Below are 20,753 nucleotides of genomic sequence, written 5' to 3' on the forward strand. Positions count from 1 at the left end.
TAGGACGCCGCCGAACAATTTTTAGCCTCAACCCCCGGACCTTGTCCGGGGGTTGAGGCATTTTTGCGTTCCGGGCCCGGCCGGCCGCCCCTGTGCGTCGGTGCGTGGTGGCTGCGGGTAAGGTCAGGGGGCATCGTCCGTACGTTCCCAGCAGGAGGCCCCCGGGTGGAGGTCCAGGAGACTCGCGTTCAGACCGACCGGGTCCTCACCATCCCCAACATTCTCAGCATGGCGCGTCTCGCCGGCGTGCCGCTGTTTCTGTGGTTGATTCTCCGTCCGGAGTTCGGTGGCCCCAACAGTGACGGCTGGGCGCTTCTCGTCCTGATGCTCAGCGGCGTCAGCGACTATCTCGACGGCAAACTGGCTCGGCGCTGGAACCAGATCAGCAACCTCGGCCGGCTGCTCGATCCCGCGGCCGACCGGCTGTACATCCTGTCCACTCTCGTGGGTCTCACCTGGCGCGAGATCCTGCCGTGGTGGCTGACCGCGGCCCTCCTGGCGCGCGAGGCCATGCTCCTGGTGATGGTGGCAATCCTCCGCCGGCACGGCTACCCGCCGCCGCAGGTGAACTTCCTCGGCAAAGCTGCGACTTTCAACTTGATGTACGCGTTCCCGTTGCTGCTTCTCAGTGACGGAACGGGCTGGCTTTCGTCACTCGCTGAAGTTTTCGGGTGGGCCTTCGCCGGATGGGGTACAACTCTGTATTGGTGGGCAGGGATCCTCTACGTGGTCCAGGTCCGTCGACTCGTGAAGGCGGATACCGCGGCCGATTGAGCCCGTCCGTCCTGTGCCGAGCAGCGTCGCCGGCAACAACGAGGACGTCCGAGGGCGACTGAGCGGACAGGTGAAGTCGGCAGGACCGTCGTCTCTTCAAGGAGGACGCTTCCGACATGAAGGCCGTTGTGATGGCCGGTGGCGAAGGAACACGCCTTCGCCCTATGACCTCGAGCATGCCCAAGCCTCTGTTGCCGGTGGTGAACCGGCCGATCATGGAGCACGTCCTACGACTGCTCAAGAGGCACGGTCTCAACGAGACCGTCGTGACCGTGCAGTTCCTCGCCTCCCTCGTCAGGAACTACTTCGGTGACGGCGAGGAACTCGGGATGGAGCTCACGTATGCCAACGAGGAGAAGCCACTCGGTACCGCGGGAAGTGTGAAGAACGCCGAGGAGGCGTTGAAGGACGACACCTTCCTCGTCATCTCGGGGGACGCGCTCACCGATTTCGACCTCTCCGACCTCATCGCCTTCCACAAGGAGAAGGGCGGTCTCGTCACGGTCTGTCTCACCCGAGTGCCGAATCCACTGGAATTCGGCATCACGATCGTCGACGAAGAGGGAAAGGTCGAGCGTTTCCTGGAGAAACCCACCTGGGGCCAGGTCTTCTCCGACACCGTGAACACGGGCATCTACGTGATGGAGCCGGAGGTCTTCGACTACGTCCAGGCAGACGCCTCGGTGGACTGGTCGGGTGATGTCTTCCCGCAGCTGATGAAGGAAGGCAAGCCGATCTACGGCTATGTCGCCGAGGGCTACTGGGAGGACGTCGGCACCCACGAGAGCTATGTGAAGGCCCAAGCGGACGTCCTTGAGGGCAAGGTCCAGGTCGACATCGACGGCTTCGAGATCTCACCGGGCGTATGGGTCGCCGAAGGCGCCGAGGTCCACCACGACGCCGTCCTGCGGGGACCGCTCTACATCGGTGACTACGCCAAGGTCGAGGCCGGTGCCGAGATCCGTGAGCACAGCGTCGTCGGCTCGAACGTCGTCGTGAAGAGCGGCGCCTTCCTGCACAAGGCCGTCGTCCACGACAACGTCTACGTCGGGCAGCAGAGCAATCTGCGCGGCTGCGTGATCGGGAAGAACACCGACATCATGCGGGCCGCCCGGATCGAGGACGGGGCCGTCATCGGGGACGAGTGCCTGATCGGTGAGGAATCGATCGTGCAGGGCAACGTCCGGGTCTACCCGTTCAAGACGATCGAGGCCGGCGCCTTCGTCAACACCTCGGTCATCTGGGAGTCCCGTGGGCAGGCCCACCTCTTCGGGGCCCGAGGGGTCTCCGGCATCCTCAACGTGGAGATCACCCCGGAACTGGCCGTCCGGCTGGCGGGGGCGTACGCCACGACCCTGAAGAAGGGCGCGACCGTCACCACGGCCCGTGACCACTCCCGGGGTGCGAGGGCGCTGAAACGCGCCGTGATCTCGGCGCTGCAGGCCAGTGCCATCGACGTACGGGACCTGGAGAACGTACCGCTGCCGGTGGCACGGCAGCAGACCGCACGGGGCAGCGCCGGCGGCATCATGGTGCGGACCTCGCCCGGAGTGCCCGACTCCGTGGACATCATGTTCTTCGACGAGCGGGGAGCCGACCTTTCGCAGGGCGGGCAGCGCAAACTCGACCGGGTGTTCGCGCGGCAGGAGTACCGCCGTGCGTTCCCCGGAGAGATCGGCGACCTGTCCTTCCCGGCGAGCGTCTTCGACTCCTACACCGGCTCCCTGCTGCGGAACGTCGACACGTCCGGGATCGCGGAGGCCGGACTGAAGGTCGTCGTGGACGCGTCCAACGGAAGCGCCGGGCTCGTCCTGCCCAGCCTCCTCGGGCGGCTCGGGGTCGACTCGCTGACGATCAACCCCGGGCTCGACGAGTCCAGACCCACCGAGTCGGTCGAGAGCCGGCGGGCCGGGCTCGTGCGTCTCGGGGAGATCGTGGCCTCGGCGCGGGCCGCGTTCGGGGTGCGGTTCGACCCCGTCGGTGAGCGCCTCTCGCTCGTGGACGAGCGGGGCCGGATCATCGAGGACGACCGGGCCCTCCTGGTGATGCTGGACCTGGTGGCGGCCGAGCGGCGCTCGGGCCGGGTCGCGCTGCCGGTGACGACCACCCGGGTCGCCGAGCAGGTCGCCGCGTACCACGGCACGCAGGTGGAGTGGACGACGACCTCGCCGGACGACCTCACCAGGGTCGGGCGCGAGGAGTCGACGATCTTCGGCGGTGACGGACGCGGCGGGTTCATCGTGCCCGAGTTCAGCAGCGTCTTCGACGGTGCCGCGGCCTTCGTGCGGCTCATCGGACTCGTCGCGCGGACCCAGCTCACCCTGAGCCAGATCGACGCGCGGATTCCGCGGGCGCACGTCCTCAAGCGGGACATCGCGACGCCGTGGGCCGTGAAGGGGCTCGTGATGCGCCGGGTCGTGGAGGCGGCGGGCAGCCGCTCCGTGGACACCACCGACGGCGTACGGGTGGTCGAGGCCGACGGAAGCTGGGTCATGGTGCTGCCCGACCCCGCCGAGGCCGTCACCCATCTGTGGGCCGAGGGCGCGGACGACGCCTCCGCCCAGGCCCTGCTCGACGAGTGGTCCGCCGTGGTCGACAGCGCAGGTAGCTGAGCGGATCGGGCCGGCCGGCGGGGAGCACCTACCCGGTGCCTCCCCGCCGGCTGGAGGGGCCATTCGGCGGTAGGCCGTGCGACGTGCGACGATGTGCGGCATGTCGCAGCAGCCCCCCGTTCGGAGCACCGGATCGCCGCCGCCGCGCCCGGACGCGTCCATGTCGCTGCTGAACAACGTGATAGACCACGCGCTGGACGACGGATACGCGGAGGCCACCGCCCGGCGTGCCGCCGAGGGCGGTGGGCTGCCCCGCAGCCTGCGGGCCAAGCTGGGCGTCGCGGCGGGCCTGCTGCTCGCCGCCGCCGTGGTGACCGTGGGCGCGGCCGAGGCGCGGATCTCCGCGCCCGTCGTCGCCAAGGAGCGGCAGGAGCTGATCGACCGGATCGAGGCGGAGACGTCCTCGGCCGAACAGCTGGAGCAGGACGTCGAGCGGATCCGGTCCGAGGTCGGCGAACGCCAGCGGCAGGCACTCCAGCAGCACGGCGGCGACCAGGCCGAGCTCGTGGGGCTCCTCTCGGGCGCGACGCCCGTGCACGGCCCCGGCGTGAAGCTCGTCGTCAACGACGCCAAGAACACCGACACCGGGGGCGGTGGGCCGCGCGAGAGCAGCGGCTTCTCCGACACGGGCCGGGTGCGCGACCGGGACATGCAGCGCGTCATCAACGGGCTCTGGGAGTCCGGCGCCGAGGCCGTCGCGATCAACGGCCAGCGGCTCACCTCGCTGTCCGCGATCCGGGCCGCGGGCGACGCCATACTGGTCGACAACAAGCCGCTGGTGCCGCCGTACACCATCCTCGCGATCGGGGACGGACAGCGGCTGAGCACCGCGTTCCAGGACAGCGCCGACGGGCAGTACCTGCACGCGCTGGTGGAGAACTTCGGGATCAGGAGCGGGATCACGGCGGAGGGCGATGTCAGCCTGCCCGCCGCGCCCAGCCTGACCGTACGTACCGCAGAGCCGAGGGGGGCCGGGGCGGCGACGCCGTCCGGTCGGGCCACGGCCGACACAGGGAAGGGCACATCGTGATCGCCGTACTGGGCCTGATCGTCGGAGTCGTGGTCGGACTGTTGGTCCGCCCCGAGGTTCCGGCGGTGGTCGAGCCCTATCTTCCGATCGCCGTGGTCGCCGCCCTCGACGCGGTCTTCGGCGGCCTCAGGGCCATGCTCGACGGGATCTTCGTCGACAAGGTCTTCGTGGTCTCGTTCCTCTCCAACGTGGTCGTGGCCGCCCTGATCGTCTTCCTCGGCGACAAGCTGGGCGTGGGCGCGCAGCTGTCGACCGGTGTGGTCGTCGTGCTGGGCATCCGGATCTTCTCCAACGCGGCCGCCATCCGCCGCCATGTCTTCCGGGCGTGAGGCCGATGAGCGAGAACCCGCAGAACCCGCAGAACCCTGAGAACGACGGGAATCTTGGGAACCCCGGGAACCCCGGCGATGGTGGGGGCTCTGAGAAGCCCCGGAAGCCTCAGGGCTCGGAGAACGCCGGGAACCCCGGGAACTCCGGGAGTCCCCTGGGCCCCGCGAGCGGGCCTGAGTCAGGGAGCCTTGGGAAGCCGGAGAGTGCCGGGCGGCCCGAGAGCGTGGGCGAGCCCGCGCACGGAGGCCCGTCGGGAGAGCACGAGGCGCCCTCGGAGTCCGTGCACGACACGACCGCCGACCACGACGTCCGCGTCCCCGTGCCGCCGGCCGCCCCCGCGGCCGAGACGAGCGGACGCCGGCGGCTTGCCTCGGCGCTGTGGCCGCCCCGGGTGACCCGGGCCCAACTCGTCGTCGCGCTGCTGCTGTTCGTCCTCGGTCTCGGCCTGGCCATCCAGGTCTCCTCGACCAGCGAGAACAGCGCCCTGCGCGGGGCGCGCCAGGAGGACCTGGTCCGCATTCTCGACGAACTCGACGACCGCACACAGCGCCTCGAGGACGAGAAGGCCCGGCTGGAGAAGCAGCGGACCGAGCTGGAGTCCAGTTCGGACCAGGCCGAGGAGGCGCGCAAGCAGACCCAGGAGAAGGAGCAGCAGCTCGGTATCCTGGCCGGCACCGTCGCGGCCGAGGGCCCTGGCATCACGCTGACCGTCGGCGACCCGACCGGGGCCGTCGAGTCGGACATGCTGCTCGACGCCATCCAGGAGCTGCGTGCCGCGGGCGCCGAGGCGATCCAGGTCAACGGTGTCCGGGTGGTCGCGGACAGTTATTTCACCGGTGGCGGCGATGACATGCGGATCGATGGAACGAAGGTGACCGCTCCGTACGTCTTCAAGGTCATCGGCAAGCCGGAGGATCTCGAGCCCGCGCTCAACATCCCCGGCGGTGTCGTGCAGACCCTGGAGAAGGAGCAGGCCACGGCCACGGTGGAGCGGTCGGCGAAGATCATCGTCGATGCCTTGCGACCCGCGAAGCGGCCTGACTACGCTCAGTCGTCCTCGCAGTGAGAGGGAGACAGGAGGGGTCCCGCGACAAGCGCAGGACGTTGCGGGGGGTCGGCGCACCACATCGGTGGTGCGTGGTGGAAACTGTCCGGAGGATACGGACGTTGTGAAGGTGTCCGGGTCGGCAGGTGTGATGGATCTCGGTTCGTCCTGCCCCACGGGCGGGTCTGTTTCGGTCAAGGGGAATCGCCCGTGAGTTTTTTTGCGAAGTTGTTCGGCAAGAGCGGACGCGAGGACGGCGGTAACGCCAAGCACCGCGCGTCGCGCCACGCCCAGAGCGAGGAGCAGGGCGGCGAACGCCCGCTCTTCCGCGACGAGGTCGGCGGTCAGGGTGGTGACGTTCCGGGCGCGTACGGCGCGTCGTCTGTTGACCCCGCCGGGGCCGCCCGCATAGGTTTCGGAGAACCATCAACCTCAAGTACGGGTGGAGGGTTTGCCCCCGATCCGTACGCGACACAGACCTCGGCGGGGCAGCCGCGGCAGGAGGATGCGTCCATGCCGGTGTGTACGAGGTGCGGTCACCGCAACGCGGCCGACAGCCGGTTCTGCTCCCACTGCGGTACGCCGCTGCGGGGCGGAGTCGCACCCGAGCGGGCTTCCGAGACGACGTCCACGATCTCCATCTCGGGCCTCGAGGCCTACGACGCCGAGGTCACCGGCCAGACGCAGCTGCCCTCGCTCTCTCCCGAGGCGCTGGCGGCCGTCGAGGCCCTGCCGTCCGGTTCCGCGCTCCTCGTGGTGCGTCGTGGACCGAACTCCGGCAGCCGCTTCCTGCTCGACGGTGAGCTGACCACGGCCGGCCGTCACCCGCAGAGCGACATCTTCCTGGACGACTTCACGGTCTCCCGGCGCCATGTCGAGTTCCGGCGGGCCCAGGACGGCAGCTTCACCGTCGCCGATGTCGGCAGCCTCAACGGCACGTACGTCAACCGGGAGCCGATCGACTCGGTCGTCCTGTCCAACGGCGACGAGGTGCAGATCGGTAAGTACCGTCTGGTCTTCTACTCCAGCCAGCGGGGCATGTAGCGCCTCGGAGAAGCCTTCAGGGAAGGTCCATGCTGCGAACACCGACGGGCGGTGCCGGCTCCGGCACCGCCACCGCGGGCGACCGGCTGGTCAGCATCGGCACGGTGCTGAACCAGTTGCGTGACGAATTTCCCGAAGTGACCATCTCCAAGATCCGGTTCCTGGAGGCCGAGGGGCTCGTGGAGCCCCGGCGTACGGCCTCCGGGTACCGGAAGTTCAGCCCGCAGGATGTCGAGCGGCTCGCTCAGATCCTGCGGATGCAGCGGGACCACTACCTTCCGCTGAAGGTCATCCGCGAGCACCTCGACGCCCTCGCCAGGGGAGAGCAGATCAAGCTCCCCGCCCCCGGGCGCCGACGGGACCTGGTCGAAGGTGCCTGGGAACAGGACCCCGAGCCCCCCACCGCCGCGCGGATCGGGCGGGCCGAGCTGCTGGCCGCGGCCGAGGTCACCGAGACGGAGCTCCTCGAGTGGGAGTCGTACGGTCTGATCTCCGAGACGGACGGCGGCGGCTACGACCCCGAGACCGTGACCGTCGCGCGGCTCGTCGCGGACCTGGGGCGCTTCGGACTCGAACCCCGGCACCTGAGGGCCGTCAAGGCCGCCGCGGACCGCGAGGCCGGACTGATCGAGCAGGTCGTCGCGCCGCTGCGCCGGCACCGCAACCCGCAGACCAGGGCCCACGCGGAGGCCACCGCGCAGGAGCTCGCCGCGCAGTCGGTGCGGCTGCATGCCGCACTCGTTCAGACCGCGCTCGGGATTCGGCTGCATTGAGTTGTTGAGGAGCTCGTGAGGAGCTCGCCCGTGGCGTTCGGGGCGTTTCGGCGGCGTTCGTGCCCCGGTTCCTGTGGGTTCGTACCCGTGTTCCCGCCCGGTTCGCGGCGTGATCGCGCCGGTTCCCAGGTCGTTTCGGAGCGGGCTCGGGGGCCCGCCGGGGAGGGCCCGACTATCCAAACCGGTCGGGCACGTCCTAGGGTTGCTGTGTGAACGAGCTCGACGTTGTGGGTGTCCGGGTGGAAATGCCCTCCAACCAGCCGATCGTGCTCCTGCGTGAAGTGGGAGGCGATCGGTACCTCCCCATCTGGATCGGACCGGGTGAGGCGACCGCGATCGCCTTCGCCCAGCAGGGGATGGCCCCTCCGCGGCCGCTGACGCACGACCTGTTCAAGGACGTGCTGGAGGCCGTGGGACAGGAACTCACCGAAGTCCGCATCACGGATCTGCGTGACGGTGTCTTCTACGCCGAACTGGTCTTCGCCAGCGGCGTCGAGGTGAGCGCGCGGCCTTCGGACGCGATAGCACTGGCCCTCAGGACCGGAACGCCGATCTACGGCAGTGACGGTGTGCTGGACGACGCCGGCATCGCGATTCCGGACGAGCAGGAGGACGAGGTGGAGAAGTTCCGCGAGTTCCTCGACCAGATCTCACCGGAGGATTTCGGGACCAACAGCCAGTGAGTCGGAGCGGCGCGGCCGCAGGCCGTTCGCGGGGTGCTGTCAGAGCATTCGAGTAGCCTTTCCCCGGCGAGAGAGACGGGAAACCACTCTCAGGGTGATTATCACTCGGCGTGCCGAGTGTGGCGATCGTTGACGCACCCCGAGTGACTGCCTACCTTCGTGTGGGCAGGTCAAGGACGGAGGGTCGGCGTGATGAGCAGCGCGGACGGTACGGCAGGGAGCTCGCTCGGACGCGTGTCCGGAGAGAGCGGTCCGTATCCGCTTCACGGCAGTGTCGGCGACTTCGGTACGGGAACGGGTGCGGACGCCGGTGCGGGGAGCGGTGCGACCGCCGGCCCCGGGGGCGCTTCCGGCGCCGGATCCGGCGTGGCGGGCGAGACGGTCGGCTATCGCGGCCCCACGGCCTGCGCGGCGGCCGGGATCACCTACCGCCAATTGGACTACTGGGCGCGCACGGGGCTCGTGGAGCCGAGCGTGCGGCCCGCGTACGGGTCGGGGACCCAGCGGCTCTACAGCTTCCGCGACGTCGTCGTACTGAAGATCGTCAAGCGATTCCTCGACACCGGGGTCGCCCTTCAGAACATCCGGGCCGCGGTGCAGCACCTGCGCGCGCGGGGCTTCCGCGATCTGGAGCGGATGACGCTCATGAGCGACGGGGCCACGGTGTACGAGTGCTCCTCCCCGGACGAGGTCGTCGACCTGCTCCAGGGCGGGCAGGGCGTCTTCGGCATCGCCGTCGGCGTGGTCTGGCGGGACGTCGAGGCGGCGCTCTCGCAGCTGCACGGGGAGCGGGTCGACACGGGCGAGACCCTGGTGGGGCACAACCCGGGGGACGAGCTGGCGCGGAGGCGGCGGGACCGGGCGGTCTGAGGGCGGGCGCGGTTCTGCTTCTTGTGGGGGCGGGGGTTGGGATCCGTCCGTTTCGGGGCTGGGGCTGGCGCTGGGGCTTGGGCTTGGGTGTGGGCTGGGGTTAGGGCTTGAGCTAGGGCCTGCGCTTGCGTCGTGCGGTGTGGTGGGGGCCGTTGTCAGTGGTGTGAGGCAGCATCGGACGTGTGAGAGCCGCGCCCACCATCCTCCATCTCGACATGGATGCCTTCTTCGCCGCCGCCGAGCAGGCGTCGAAGCCCAGCCTGCGCGGAAAGCCCGTGGTCGTCGGCGGTCTCGGGCCCCGGGGTGTGGTCGCCACCGCCTCGTACGAGGCGCGTCGCTTCGGAGTCCATTCGGCCATGCCCATGGGCCAGGCGCGGCGGCTCGCGCCGAACGCGGCCTATCTCGTACCCCGCTTCTCGTTCTACCGCTCGATCAGCGAGCAGGTCATGGAACTGCTCGGCCGGCTCTCCCCGCTCGTGGAGCCGCTCAGCCTCGACGAGGCCTTCGTGGACCTGGACGCGGGGGGCGTCGCCGACGACAGTGCGAGCGCGCGTGCGGCCGGTGAGCGGCTCAGGGCCGACATCCTCGCGACGACGGGGCTCTCGGGGTCCGTGGGACTCGCCGGATCCAAGATGATCGCGAAGATCGCCTCCGAGGAGGCGAAGCCCGACGGGCTGGTCCTGATCGAACCCGGGACCGAGCGGGAGCTTCTCGCGCCCCGTTCGGTCCGGATCCTGCCCGGCGTCGGACCGGCGACCGGGGAGCACCTCCGGCGGGCCGGGATGACCACCGTGTCCGACCTCGTGGAAGCGGGCGAGGACGAGCTCGTACGGCTGCTGGGGCGGGCGCACGGGGCCTCGCTGTACCTGATGGCCCAGGGGTACGACGACCGGCCCGTGGTGGCCGAGAGGGACGCCAAGTCGGTCTCGGTCGAGGACACCTTCGACGTCGACCTGCACGACCGGGTCCGGATCAGGTTCGAGGTCGAACGGCTCGCGGAGCGCTGCGTGGGGAGACTGCGGGCCTCCGGGCACTCCGGGCGGACCATCGTCCTGAAGGTGCGGCGCTTCGACTTCTCGACGCTGACGCGGTCAGAGACGCTCAGGGGGCCCACGGACGATCCGGGTGTGGTGCGGGAGGCGGCGGGGCGGTTGCTCGAGGCGGTCGACACGACCGGGGGTGTGCGGTTGCTGGGGGTCGGGGTGAGTGGGCTCGCGGACTATACGCAGGAGGATCTGTTCGCCCAGGCGGAGGCGGAGGCGGAGGCGGAGGCTGCGCATGCTGCGGAGGGGGCGGCGGGGGCTGCTGATGGGGCTGTGGGGGCTGTGGCGACGGTGTCGGCTTCGGAGGAGCGGGCGGGGGGTGACGCGGGTGCCGCCGTGACCGGCGCGTCGGCTGTGGCCTCCGTAGAGCCTGACGCCCATGAACCCGTGGAGCGGCGCTGGGCGCCCGGGCACGACGTACGGCATGCCGTGTACGGCGCCGGGTGGGTGCAGGGGAGCGGGGTCGGGCGCGTGACGGTGCGATTCGAGGAGCCTTGGTCGGAGCCGGGGCGGGTGCGGACCTTTGCGGTGGATGATCCGGAGCTTGAGCCGGGGGAGGCGTTGCCGCTGGTCAGGCGGGGGTGAGGGATGGGGTCTGGGCCTGCTGTGTCAGTGCCGGTGGGTACGTGGCCTGCGGCCGGGCTTGGGGGTTCCCACCCGCACCACCCGTGCGCGTCGGTGGGCAGGGTGCGGGTTTTCCCGTGGGGGTGCGGGGGCGTGGGCGGCTGCCGGGTGGGGTGGGGAGTGCCCGGCCTGGCGGCCGGGCTTGTGTTCCCACCCGCACCACCCGTGCAGGTGGGCGGGCAGAGGTGCCAGTTTTTCTGTGGGGCGGGAGCGCCGTCGGCGGCTGCGGCTGCGGCTGCGGTTGAGGCCGGAGACCGGTCTCCGTGCCTGATGCGACAGCGGTCCCCGGCCGGTCGCACACGGTGGCCCCCTGTGCGGGTTACTGGCCTGCCAGGTGGCCGAAGTCCGTGTCCGGGGTGTCCGTGGGGGGTGGGGGGAGGGCCAGGCTGTAGTGGCGGTAGAGCTGGAGCTCCTGTTCCGGGGAGAGGTGGCGGCCCACGCCGAAGTCGGGGGCGTCCTTGATCAGGGCGCGCTCGTACGGGATGTGGAGGCCGTTGTCGATGAGTTCGCTCGGCTCCAGGGGGACGAAGGCGTCCCGGCTGAACAGGCCCGTGCGCACCGCCGCCCATTCCGGGATGCCGGTCGCGTCGTCCAGGTACACCTCGTCCACGGTTCCGATCTTGTGTCCGTTCCGGTCGTACGCCTTGCGGCCGATCAGGCTGCGCGGATCGATATCGGTCTGCACGGTCCCTCCAACAGGTCGCAACTGCTCTACACCCCTACGAAAGTGCACAACTGGGATGTCGGCCACTTGAGCGATGGAAGCCGCAACCTCGCTGGTAGGCTGGCTGTGGCTGTCGACCCTGTGCGGGAGAGTCCCCCGGAGAAAATTCCGGTGGGCGCCGAAGGAGCAAATCCTCCCCGGAATCTCTCAGGCCCCTGTACCGCGCGGACGAGGTCACTCTGGAAAGCAGAGCGGTGTCCGACGGCATGCGCTCTCACCGACGGTGAAAGCCGGCGTGCCGCGAGGCGTGCCGGTGAAACTCTCAGGTTGAGATGACAGAGGGGGAGGCCGTCCGGGTACCCGCGCCGTGGTGCCCCTCGCAGGTCGTGACGACCAGGAGGCCTCCGTACATGACCGCCAACCGCATTCCGCTCTCCGAACTCGAACAGGGCATCCCGTTCGAGCAGCGGCACATCGGACCCGACGCCGAGGCGCGCGCCAAGATGCTCGCCCAGGTCGGTTACGGCTCCCTCGACGAGCTCACGGCCGCCGCGGTGCCGGACGTCATCAAGAACGCCGAGGCGCTGGGCCTGCCGGCCGCGCGCACGGAGGCCGAGGTGCTCGCCGAGCTGCGCACGCTCGCCGACCGCAACCAGGTCCTCGCGCCCATGATCGGTCTCGGGTACTACGGGACCTTCACGCCGCCGGTGATCCTCCGGAACGTGATGGAGAACCCCGCCTGGTACACGGCGTACACCCCGTACCAGCCGGAGATCTCGCAGGGGCGCCTCGAAGCCCTGCTGAACTTCCAGACCGTCGTGGCCGACCTGACCGGGCTGCCCACCTCCGGTGCCTCGCTGCTCGACGAGGGCACCGCCGCCGCCGAGGCCATGGCGCTCGCCCGGCGCGTCGGCAAGGTCAAGAACGGTGTCTTCCTCATCGACGCCGACGCCCTGCCGCAGACGATCGCCGTCATCGAGACCCGCGCCGAGCCGACCGGCGTCGAGGTCGTCGTCGCCGACCTGAGCGCCGGGATCCCCGCCGAGATCGCCGAGCGCGGTGTCTTCGGTGTGCTGCTCCAGTACCCCGGTGCCTCCGGTGCCGTGCGGGACATCAAGCCGCTGATCGACGCCGCGCACGAGCTCGGCGCGATCGTCACCGTCGCCGCCGACCTGCTCGCGCTGACCCTGCTCACCTCGCCCGGTGAGCTCGGCGCCGACATCGCCGTCGGTACGACGCAGCGCTTCGGCGTCCCGATGGGCTTCGGCGGTCCCCACGCCGGCTACATGGCCGTCCAGGACAAGCACGCCCGCTCGCTGCCCGGCCGTCTCGTGGGTGTCTCCGTCGACGCCGACGGCAACCGCGCGTACCGCCTGGCGCTGCAGACCCGCGAGCAGCACATCCGCCGCGAGAAGGCCACCAGCAACATCTGTACCGCTCAGGTGCTGCTCGCCGTCATGGCCGGCATGTACGCCGTCTACCACGGCCCCGAGGGCCTCCAGGGCATCGCGCGCCGTACCCACCGGTACGCCGCGATCCTGGCCGCCGGCCTCACCGCCGGGGGCGTGGAGCTCACCCAGGGTGCCTTCTTCGACACCCTCACCGCCCGGGTGCCCGGCAAGGCCGACGAGGTCGTCGCCGCCGCCCGCGAGGCCGGTGTGAACCTCTACCGCGTCGACGCGGACCACGTGTCCATGTCGTGCGACGAGACCACCGGGCGCGCCCAGCTCGCCGCCGTGTGGGGCGCCTTCGGCGTGACCGCCGACGTCGAGGCCCTGGACGCCACCACCGAGGACACGCTGCCCGCGGGGCTGCTGCGCTCCGACGCGTACATGACCCACCCGGTCTTCCACGCGCACCGCTCCGAGACGTCGATGCTGCGCTACCTGCGCAAGCTCGCCGACCGCGACTACGCGCTGGACCGCGGCATGATCCCGCTCGGCTCCTGCACGATGAAGCTGAACGCGACGACCGAGATGGAGTCGGTGACCTGGCCCGAGTTCGGCCAGATGCACCCCTTCGCCCCGGTCGAGCAGGCGCAGGGCTACGTCACGCTCATCACCGAGCTGGAGGAGCGCCTCGCCGAGGTCACCGGCTACGACAAGGTGTCGATCCAGCCGAACGCCGGTTCGCAGGGCGAGCTGGCCGGTCTCCTCGCCGTCCGCGCCTACCACCGCGCCAACGGTGACGAGCAGCGCACCGTCTGCCTCATCCCGTCCTCCGCGCACGGCACCAACGCCGCCTCCGCGGTGATGGCCGGCATGAAGGTCGTCGTCGTCAAGACCGCCGACGACGGCGAGGTCGACATCGCGGACCTGCGCGCCAAGATCGAGCAGTACCGCGACGAGCTGTCCGTGCTGATGATCACCTACCCGTCGACGCACGGCGTCTTCGAGGAGCACGTCGCCGACATCTGCGCCGAGGTCCACGAGGCCGGCGGCCAGGTCTACGTCGACGGTGCCAACCTCAACGCCCTGGTCGGTCTGGCCAAGCCGGGCCACTTCGGCGGCGACGTCTCGCACCTGAACCTGCACAAGACCTTCTGCATCCCGCACGGCGGCGGCGGCCCCGGTGTCGGCCCGGTCGGCGTCCGCGCGCACCTCGCCCCGTACCTGCCCAACCACCCGCTCCAGCCCACCGCGGGCCCGGAGACCGGCGTCGGCCCGATCTCGGCCGCCCCGTGGGGCTCCGCGGGCATCCTGCCGATCTCCTGGTCGTACGTGCGCCTCATGGGCGGCGAGGGCCTCAAGCGCGCCACCCAAGTCGCCGTCCTCGCGGCGAACTACATCGCCAAGCGCCTCGAGCCGCACTTCCCGGTGCTCTACACCGGCCCGGCCGGTCTGGTCGCCCACGAGTGCATCGTGGACCTGCGCCCGCTGTCCAAGGCGACGGGCGTCACGGTCGACGACATCGCGAAGCGCCTGATCGACTACGGCTTCCACGCGCCGACGATGTCGTTCCCGGTGGCCGGCACGCTGATGATCGAGCCGACCGAGTCCGAGGACCTGACCGAGCTCGACCGCTTCTGCGACACCATGATCGCGATCCGGGCCGAGATCGAGAAGGTCTCCTCGGGCCAGTGGCCCGCCGACGACAACCCGCTGCGCAACGCCCCGCACACCGCGGCCGCGCTGGGCGGCGAGTGGAACCACGCGTACACGCGCGACGAGGCCGTCTTCCCGGCCGGTGTCTCGGCCGCCGACAAGTACTGGCCGCCGGTGCGCCGCATCGACGGTGCCTTCGGCGACCGGAACCTGGTCTGCTCCTGCCCGCCGCTGGACGAGTACGACAACTGAGCGGGGCGCCGGCCGCGCACCGCGGTCGAGCATGAGGCGAGGGCCGGTTCGGAGGATGTCTCCGGGCCGGCCCTCGGCGTTGTGCGCGCCGTCAGGCGGCGGTCGTCACCTGGCCCGCCGACAGCGGCCGGTGCGGGGCGATGATCTGCCCGTCCGGCAGCAGTTCGCCGGTGTCCTCGAAGAGCAGGACGCCGTTGCACAGCAGGCTCCAGCCCTGTTCCGGGTGGTGTGCCGTCAGTCGGGCCGCCTCACGGTCGGCGGAGTCGGCGGTGGGACAGGCAGGCTGGTGCTGGCACATGGGTGGGTTCTCTCGCTGCGTCGTAGTGGATGTCCTGCGGCTCTTCGCGCTCATCGCCGCCCCCGTCGGTCGGTTCGGTTCCGGTCCCAGTCTTGCCCCATGGACGGTCTTCCGCAGGGATTTCGCGGCAGCTCGTCCTTTCCTGGGAAGACGCATCACCCGCAGGGGCGGTTCAGGTCAACTGCACCGTCTCTTTGGGTGGTTCGGAATGGTCCCAGTGGGCTAGTCCGTCCGGGAGGGGTGTTCGGGCGACGTGTTCGGTCCAGGGTCTCGGACAGCAGTGCGCCCCGTGACTCCGGCGGGTCACGGGGCGGACGCTCGTGCAGTGGATCAGGCGGGCGCCGCCGAGCCCAGGAGGGGCGGCGGCGCGAGACGCGTACTGAGCACGGGCAGGAGGTCGGAGACCTGGTACGGGCGGTGGGCCGCGATCCCCGGCGGGGCGGGCGCCAGCGGCACCATCAGGTCCGCCGCGGCCGGGGTGGTGGTCGCACCGTCCGCCTCAGGCTCGGCGTGCAGCCAGAGGGTCAGCATGTAGAGCTCCGGTACGGAGAGCAGTCGCGGCTGGTACGGGCCCGGCAGGGCCTCGGCCTGGAGCAGCGCCCGCTCCGTCGCGGAGACGTACGGCCCCTCGAAGAAGTGCGAGAAGGACCAGCCGTCCGGGGTCAGCATGGTATCCGCGGCGGCGATGGCCCGGCCCCCGTTCCTGATCAGGAAGCGCCAGCCGGCGAGGCGGGTGCGGGGGGCCTGCCCGGGTGTCCCGGCCACGCCGAGGACATGGACGGGCAGAGGGAGTTCGGGGCTCAGTGGTCCCTGCGCGGCCCGCAGGGCGGGCGTTCGCGCCTCGCGGACGGCGGTCGGGGAGCCGAGGGCCGCGAGGACACTGCGGAGGGCCGGCGCAGGGGCCGGGGAGGGTCGGAGCATGGTGGGTCGCCTCTCGCTCAGGAGACACGTTGATGCGTGGGCAGGTACGACGGCGCTGTCGGCGGCGGGGCCAGAGGAGTGCCAAGAGGCCATGACCCGGGCGCCAACACTCTGCCTCGTCCGCGGAGTTTATACGACACGTGTTCACGGAGTGTTTCCGCTAGACGCCGCCGATATTCCTGGCAAGGCGTCATCAGGCCGTAGAACGAGGGTCGTAGAAGCGGAATCCGAGGGTGGTGGCGCTCCGACCTGCGTATTCCTCGCACAGTCGGACGGCTGAATTCATGCCCCCGGTTCCGGGACAATAGGACATTGGTATATGTCGATTGTTCCATGCCCTTGGGATGTGACCGCGGGGCACAGCATCCAGCCTATCCTCCGATAGCCCTCCTTCGCAGGCGTTGTCGATCAGCGGGCTGGGCATCATCGTCCGAGACGCGCGGCCGTCCTGGCGGCCGCCCACTCGCGGAGGGACGCTTCGATGGGGGAGAAGGTCGTGGCCGACGGGTTCGGCCCGTCCGACCGGCAGCAGTACCGGAGAAAGCTCCAGCAGTGTCTCGCGGGACTCGCGAGGCTTCTGGCGGAGAAGAGGTTCGACCGTCCCCGCAATCTCATGGGCGTGGAGATCGAACTCAATCTGGCCGGTGCCGACGGACTGCCCCGCATGCTGAACGGGCCGGTTCTCGAAAAGATCGCCAGCCCCGATTTCCAGACGGAACTCGGAATGTTCAACCTCGAAGTGAACATCGCGCCCCACCAGCTCGACGGGCGCGTTTTCGACCGGCTCGCGGAGGAGATCGGCACCGGAATCGGATATGCCGACCGCAAGGCCGCGGAACTCGACGCGGGCGTCGTCATGATCGGCATACTGCCGACCCTCACCCAGGACGACCTGGTTCCCGAGAACCTCTCCTCGGCGGACCGCTACACGCTCCTCAACGACCAGATCCTCGCCGCCAGGGGCGAGGAGTTCACGCTCGACATCCACGGGGTGGAACGGCTCCTCTGCACCTCGGAGTCCATCGTTCCCGAGGCGGCCTGCACCTCGGTGCAGCTCCACCTCCAGGTCACGCCCGCCCGCTTCGCCGCCGTGTGGAACGCGGCGCAGGCGGTGTCCGGCGTCCAGATCGCGCTCGGTGCCAACGCCCCCTTCGTCTTCGGCCGCGAACTGTGGCGCGAGTCCCGGCCGCCGCTCTTCACCCAGGCCACCGACACCCGGCCGCCCGAACTCCAGGCCCAGGGCGTCCGGCCGCGCACCTGGTTCGGGGAGCGGTGGGTGGACTCGGTGTACGACCTCTTCGAGGAGAACCTGCGCTACTTCCCCGCGCTGCTGCCGATCTGCGACGAGGAGGATCCGCTCCTCGTCCTCGACGGCGGCGGGGTGCCGCGCCTCCAGGAGCTCGTCCTGCACAACGGCACGGTCTACCGCTGGAACCGGCCGGTGTACGGCTGGGTCGACGGCGTCCCGCACCTGCGCGTCGAGAACCGGGTCCTGCCGGCCGGTCCGACCGTCACCGACGTCATCGCCAACGCGGCCTTCTACTACGGGCTCGTCCGTTCCCTCGCCGACGACCCCCGGCCCGTCTGGAAGCGGATGGCCTTCGAGGACGCGGAGGCCAACTTCGACACGGCCTGCCGGCACGGCATCGAGGCGGAGCTGCGCTGGCCGCGTTCCGGGCGGGCCGGCGGCGTCGCCACCGTCCCCGCGGTGCGGCTCGTCCTGGACGAGCTGCTGCCACTGGCCGCGGCCGGGCTCGACGCCTGGCACATCGAACCCGCGGACCGCGACTTCTACCTCGGGGTGATCGAGCAGCGCTGTCTGCGGAAGGTGAACGGCGCCTCCTGGCAGGCCGACACCTTCCACCGGGCGCTGGAGGCGGGTCTCGACCGCGAGGCGGCCCTCGCGGCGACCACCCGCCGCTACCGCAGCCTCATGCACGCGGGGGAGCCGGTGCACACCTGGCCGGTCGGGATCGACTGAGCGCGGCTCCCGGGGTCGCGGGCGGGGGCGGTGGCCGATCATGGCACAGTGATCGGGATGCCGCCGGAGCGGTGTCCGTCCGCGACCGGGAAGTGGAGACAGGTGTGGTGTCGGACCAACGAGTGAGTGACGCTTCCCTGCCTCCCGACGGGCTGTCGCGCCGGGTCCTGCGCAACGAGACGCTCATCGTCCTCGCGCTCTCGCTCGGGGCGAGCGCCCTGTCGTCGCTCATCAGCTTCATCGGCTCGCTCACCAAGACCGGGGCGCTGAAGGAGCAGGCGGCCACGCTCAACGGCTCGTACGCCCCGGGGCGGCCCTGGCTCGACCTGTCGTGGCAGCTCTTCGGCATCGCCTCGGCCCTCGTGCCGGTCCTGCTCGTCGCCCATCTGCTGCTGCGCGAGGGCTCGGGGCTGAAGGCCATCGGCTTCGACCGCACCCGGCCCTGGCCCGACCTCGGGCGCGGGGCGCTGGTCGCGGCGGGCATCGGCAGTGCGGGGCTCGCCTTCTACCTGGCGGCGCGGGCGACGGGCTTCAACCTCACCGTGGTGCCCGAGTCGCTGCCCGACGTGTGGTGGAAGTACCCGGTGCTGATCCTCTCGGCGATCCAGAACTCCGTTCTGGAGGAGGTCATCGTCGTCGGGTATCTGCTGCGCAGACTCGGGCAGTTGGGGTGGACGCCGATGGCCGCGCTGGTGGCGAGTTCGGTGCTGCGCGGCTCGTACCACCTCTACCAGGGGATCGGCGGGTTCGTCGGCAACGTGGTGATGGGCGTGGTCTTCGTCCTGCTGTACCGGCGGTGGGGGCGGGTCGGGCCGCTGGTCGTGGCGCACGCGCTGCTCGACATCGTGGCCTTCGTCGGATACGGGCTGCTCGCGGGCAAGGTGGGGTGGCTGCCCACGGTCTGAGGCCGCGGCCCCGGTGCGGGGGAGCGAGGGGGGTACGGAGTCTCCGTACCCCCCCTCGCTCGTTCCGCGACCGCGGGGTCAGGCGCGCAGGTCGCCCTCGATGACCGTGACCGCGTGACCGTTCAGGAGAGTGCGGTCGCCGCGCAGCCGTGTCCGGACGATGCCGGTGCGGGCGCCGCCCTGCAGACCGACCAGGTCGTCGCGGCCGAACCGGGCCGACCAGTAGGGGGCGAGCGCGGTGTGGGCGCTGCCGGTCACCGGGTCCTCGTCGATGCCGACGGCGGGGAAGAAGCCGCGGGAGACGAAGTCGTAAGCCCCGTCCGGGTCCTGGGCGGCGGCGGTGGCGATGATGCCGCGGGTCGAGAGGACCTTCAGGGCGGCGTGGTCCGGCGCGAGCGCGCGCACGGTGGGCTCGTCGCGCAGCTCGACGACGAGGTCGCCGATGTGGTCGGACGTGTCGTGGACGGCGACGACCTCGGCGCCGAGCGCCTTCTCCAGGCCGTCGGGGACGGGGGCCGGGGTGAGGGTGGAGGTCGGGAAGCCCATCGTGATCGTGCCGTCGGCCTCGGCGGTGGCGCCGAGCAGGCCGCAGCGGGCCGCGAAGCGGACGGGGCCGCTCGCCGTACCGGTGGAGTGCAGGACGTGGGCCGTCGCCAGTGTGGCGTGGCCGCACATGTCGACCTCGGTGGTGGGGGTGAACCAGCGCAGGGCCCAGTCGGCCTCGCCGCCGGCGGGCAGCGGGTGGGCGAAGGCCGTCTCGGAGAGGTTGACCTCCGCGGCGACCCGCTGGAGCCAGGCGTCGTCCGGGAAGGAGTCCAGGAGCAGGACTCCGGCCGGGTTGCCGGAGAAGGGCTGGTCGGTGAAGGCGTCGACGATGCGGATCCTCATGGCGCCGACCGTACCGGGGGCCGGATCGGGCGGGCCAAGGCCAATCGCGGAGAACTGGACCGGGTGGGGGCGCACCGGCACTCCTTCGGTGTGGGGCGGTGACCTGGGCGGATGAGGTGCGGGGGCGGGCGCGGCGTCCGGAGGTCAGACGCCGGCGGCCGGCGGACGGTGGTGGGACGGCGACGGTTCAGTCGGCAAGCTTGCTCGCCGAACAGTTCCGATATATCGTTGAGGCATCGCGACAGTTCAGCGAATGAAACCCGATGGAAGGAGCGTTGCGATGCGTTCACATGGACACGAGTACGGAAACGGACACGGAGCCGGCCGTGGAGCCTGCGGCCCCGGGCCTCGCGGTGACTTCGAAGGACGGCGCGCGGCGTTCGGGCCCTTCGGGCCGGGCTTCGGCGGCGGACCCTTCGGAGGCGGTCCCTTCGGCGGCGGACGCGGTCACGGGGGCGGCCGGGGAAGGGCGCGGCGCGGCGACGTGCGCGCCTCGATCCTGGCGCTCCTCAAGGACCGCCCGATGCACGGCTACGAGATGATCAGGGAGATCGGCGAGCGCAGCGACGGGGCCTGGCGGCCCAGTCCCGGCTCGGTCTACCCCACCCTTCAGATGCTGGAGGACGAGGGACTGATCACCAGCGCGAGCGAGGGCGGCAAGAAGCTGTTCACGCTCACCGACACCGGCCGCGCCGAGGCCGAAGAGGGCCCCGACGCACCCTGGGAGGACGCCGGTCGCGGCGTCGACTGGGAGGCCATGAACGAGATCCGGCAGGCCGGATTCGGACTCATGGAGGCGTTCGGGCAGGTCTGGAAGGCCGGCAGCGCCGAGCAGCGGAAGAAGGCGGTCGGCGTGATCAACGAGGCCCGCAAGAAGCTGTACCTGATCCTGGCCGACGAGCACTGATCCCGTGCCCGTGAGGGGCCGGGAGCGGTCGAAGGGCCCCGTGGCGGTCGCCACGGGGCCCTTTC

18 protein-coding genes and 1 riboswitch are annotated in these 20,753 nt (G+C 70.5%); of the genes, 14 read left to right on the forward strand and 4 right to left on the reverse strand.

All coding sequences use genetic code 11. The annotated features are described in order from the left end of the window. Positions 1–165: 165 nt before the first annotated feature. From AMK27_RS00005 to AMK27_RS00050, 10 genes are all read left to right on the forward strand, one after another. Complete coding sequence (locus tag AMK27_RS00005; protein WP_030316448.1) at positions 166–774, forward strand: CDP-alcohol phosphatidyltransferase family protein; 609 nt, start codon at positions 166–168, stop codon at positions 772–774. A gap of 116 nt (positions 775–890) precedes the next feature. Next, positions 891–3,386 (forward strand): mannose-1-phosphate guanyltransferase, encoded by a 2,496-nt coding sequence (locus AMK27_RS00010; protein ID WP_073901964.1) that lies wholly within the window; start codon positions 891–893, stop codon positions 3,384–3,386. 100 nt (positions 3,387–3,486) lie between these two features. Further along, the gene (locus AMK27_RS00015) at positions 3,487–4,416 is read left to right on the forward strand and encodes a DUF881 domain-containing protein (protein WP_073901965.1); all 930 of its coding nucleotides are present in this window, start codon (positions 3,487–3,489) and stop codon (positions 4,414–4,416) included. Then, positions 4,413–4,745 carry a small basic family protein gene (locus AMK27_RS00020; RefSeq protein WP_015032176.1) on the forward strand — a complete coding sequence of 111 codons (333 nt, stop codon included), beginning with the start codon at positions 4,413–4,415 and terminating at the stop codon, positions 4,743–4,745. The genes AMK27_RS00015 and AMK27_RS00020 overlap by 4 nt, the downstream gene beginning before the upstream one ends. Before the next feature lie 281 nt (positions 4,746–5,026). After that, the gene (locus AMK27_RS00025; protein ID WP_073903736.1) at positions 5,027–5,812 is read left to right on the forward strand and encodes a DUF881 domain-containing protein; all 786 of its coding nucleotides are present in this window, start codon (positions 5,027–5,029) and stop codon (positions 5,810–5,812) included. A gap of 60 nt (positions 5,813–5,872) precedes the next feature. Next, entirely contained in the window at positions 5,873–6,835 is a 963-nt protein-coding gene (locus AMK27_RS00030) for an FHA domain-containing protein (RefSeq protein ID WP_073901966.1), read from the forward strand. 29 nt (positions 6,836–6,864) lie between these two features. Continuing rightward, positions 6,865–7,608: a transcriptional regulator FtsR gene (gene ftsR, locus AMK27_RS00035; protein ID WP_073901967.1), complete on the forward strand. Its 744-nt coding sequence runs from the start codon at positions 6,865–6,867 to the stop codon at positions 7,606–7,608. A 209-nt stretch (positions 7,609–7,817) separates the two neighbouring features. Then, entirely contained in the window at positions 7,818–8,291 is a 474-nt protein-coding gene (locus tag AMK27_RS00040; RefSeq protein WP_015032172.1) for a bifunctional nuclease family protein, read from the forward strand. Positions 8,292–8,483: 192 nt separating this feature from the next. Further along, entirely contained in the window at positions 8,484–9,161 is a 678-nt protein-coding gene (locus tag AMK27_RS00045; protein ID WP_073901968.1) for a MerR family transcriptional regulator, read from the forward strand. A gap of 182 nt (positions 9,162–9,343) precedes the next feature. Then, the gene (locus AMK27_RS00050) at positions 9,344–10,789 is read left to right on the forward strand and encodes a DNA polymerase IV (protein WP_073901969.1); all 1,446 of its coding nucleotides are present in this window, start codon (positions 9,344–9,346) and stop codon (positions 10,787–10,789) included. A 358-nt stretch (positions 10,790–11,147) separates the two neighbouring features. Here the strand turns inward: AMK27_RS00050 and AMK27_RS00055 are convergent, their stop codons facing one another. Then, positions 11,148–11,513 (reverse strand): PRC-barrel domain-containing protein, encoded by a 366-nt coding sequence (locus AMK27_RS00055; protein ID WP_073901970.1) that lies wholly within the window; start codon positions 11,511–11,513, stop codon positions 11,148–11,150. 113 nt (positions 11,514–11,626) lie between these two features. Next, positions 11,627–11,725: riboswitch (glycine riboswitch) on the forward strand. A gap of 177 nt (positions 11,726–11,902) precedes the next feature. On the opposite strand from AMK27_RS00055, the gene gcvP reads away from it, so the two are divergent. Beyond that, positions 11,903–14,788, forward strand: coding sequence for an aminomethyl-transferring glycine dehydrogenase (gene gcvP / locus AMK27_RS00060; protein WP_073903738.1), 2,886 nt, complete (start codon positions 11,903–11,905; stop codon positions 14,786–14,788). Between the two features lie 91 nt (positions 14,789–14,879). Here gcvP and AMK27_RS00065 read toward each other — a convergent pair whose 3' ends face one another. Together AMK27_RS00065 and AMK27_RS00070 are read right to left on the reverse strand one after the other, a co-directional pair. Continuing rightward, entirely contained in the window at positions 14,880–15,086 is a 207-nt protein-coding gene (locus AMK27_RS00065; RefSeq protein ID WP_030316472.1) for a DUF5999 family protein, read from the reverse strand. Between the two features lie 330 nt (positions 15,087–15,416). Next, on the reverse strand, positions 15,417–16,007 hold the full coding sequence (locus AMK27_RS00070; protein WP_073901971.1) for a hypothetical protein: 591 nt from the start codon (positions 16,005–16,007) through the stop codon (positions 15,417–15,419). Between the two features lie 481 nt (positions 16,008–16,488). Here AMK27_RS00070 and AMK27_RS00075 point away from each other — a divergent pair, with 481 nt between their 5' ends. Next, positions 16,489–17,988: a glutamate--cysteine ligase gene (locus AMK27_RS00075; RefSeq protein WP_073901972.1), complete on the forward strand. Its 1,500-nt coding sequence runs from the start codon at positions 16,489–16,491 to the stop codon at positions 17,986–17,988. Between the two features lie 122 nt (positions 17,989–18,110). Then, positions 18,111–18,893, forward strand: coding sequence for a CPBP family intramembrane glutamic endopeptidase (locus AMK27_RS00080; protein WP_073901973.1), 783 nt, complete (start codon positions 18,111–18,113; stop codon positions 18,891–18,893). A gap of 78 nt (positions 18,894–18,971) precedes the next feature. Here AMK27_RS00080 and AMK27_RS00085 read toward each other — a convergent pair whose 3' ends face one another. Beyond that, complete coding sequence (locus tag AMK27_RS00085) at positions 18,972–19,781, reverse strand: PhzF family phenazine biosynthesis protein (protein ID WP_073903740.1); 810 nt, start codon at positions 19,779–19,781, stop codon at positions 18,972–18,974. A gap of 280 nt (positions 19,782–20,061) precedes the next feature. Between AMK27_RS00085 and AMK27_RS00090 the strand changes: the two genes are divergently transcribed. Next, positions 20,062–20,688: a helix-turn-helix transcriptional regulator gene (locus AMK27_RS00090; RefSeq protein ID WP_073901974.1), complete on the forward strand. Its 627-nt coding sequence runs from the start codon at positions 20,062–20,064 to the stop codon at positions 20,686–20,688. Positions 20,689–20,753 lie beyond the last annotated feature (65 nt).

The sequence above is a fragment of the Streptomyces sp. CB02009 genome (assembly GCF_001905825.1).
Classification (GTDB): Bacteria; Actinomycetota; Actinomycetes; order Streptomycetales; family Streptomycetaceae; genus Streptomyces.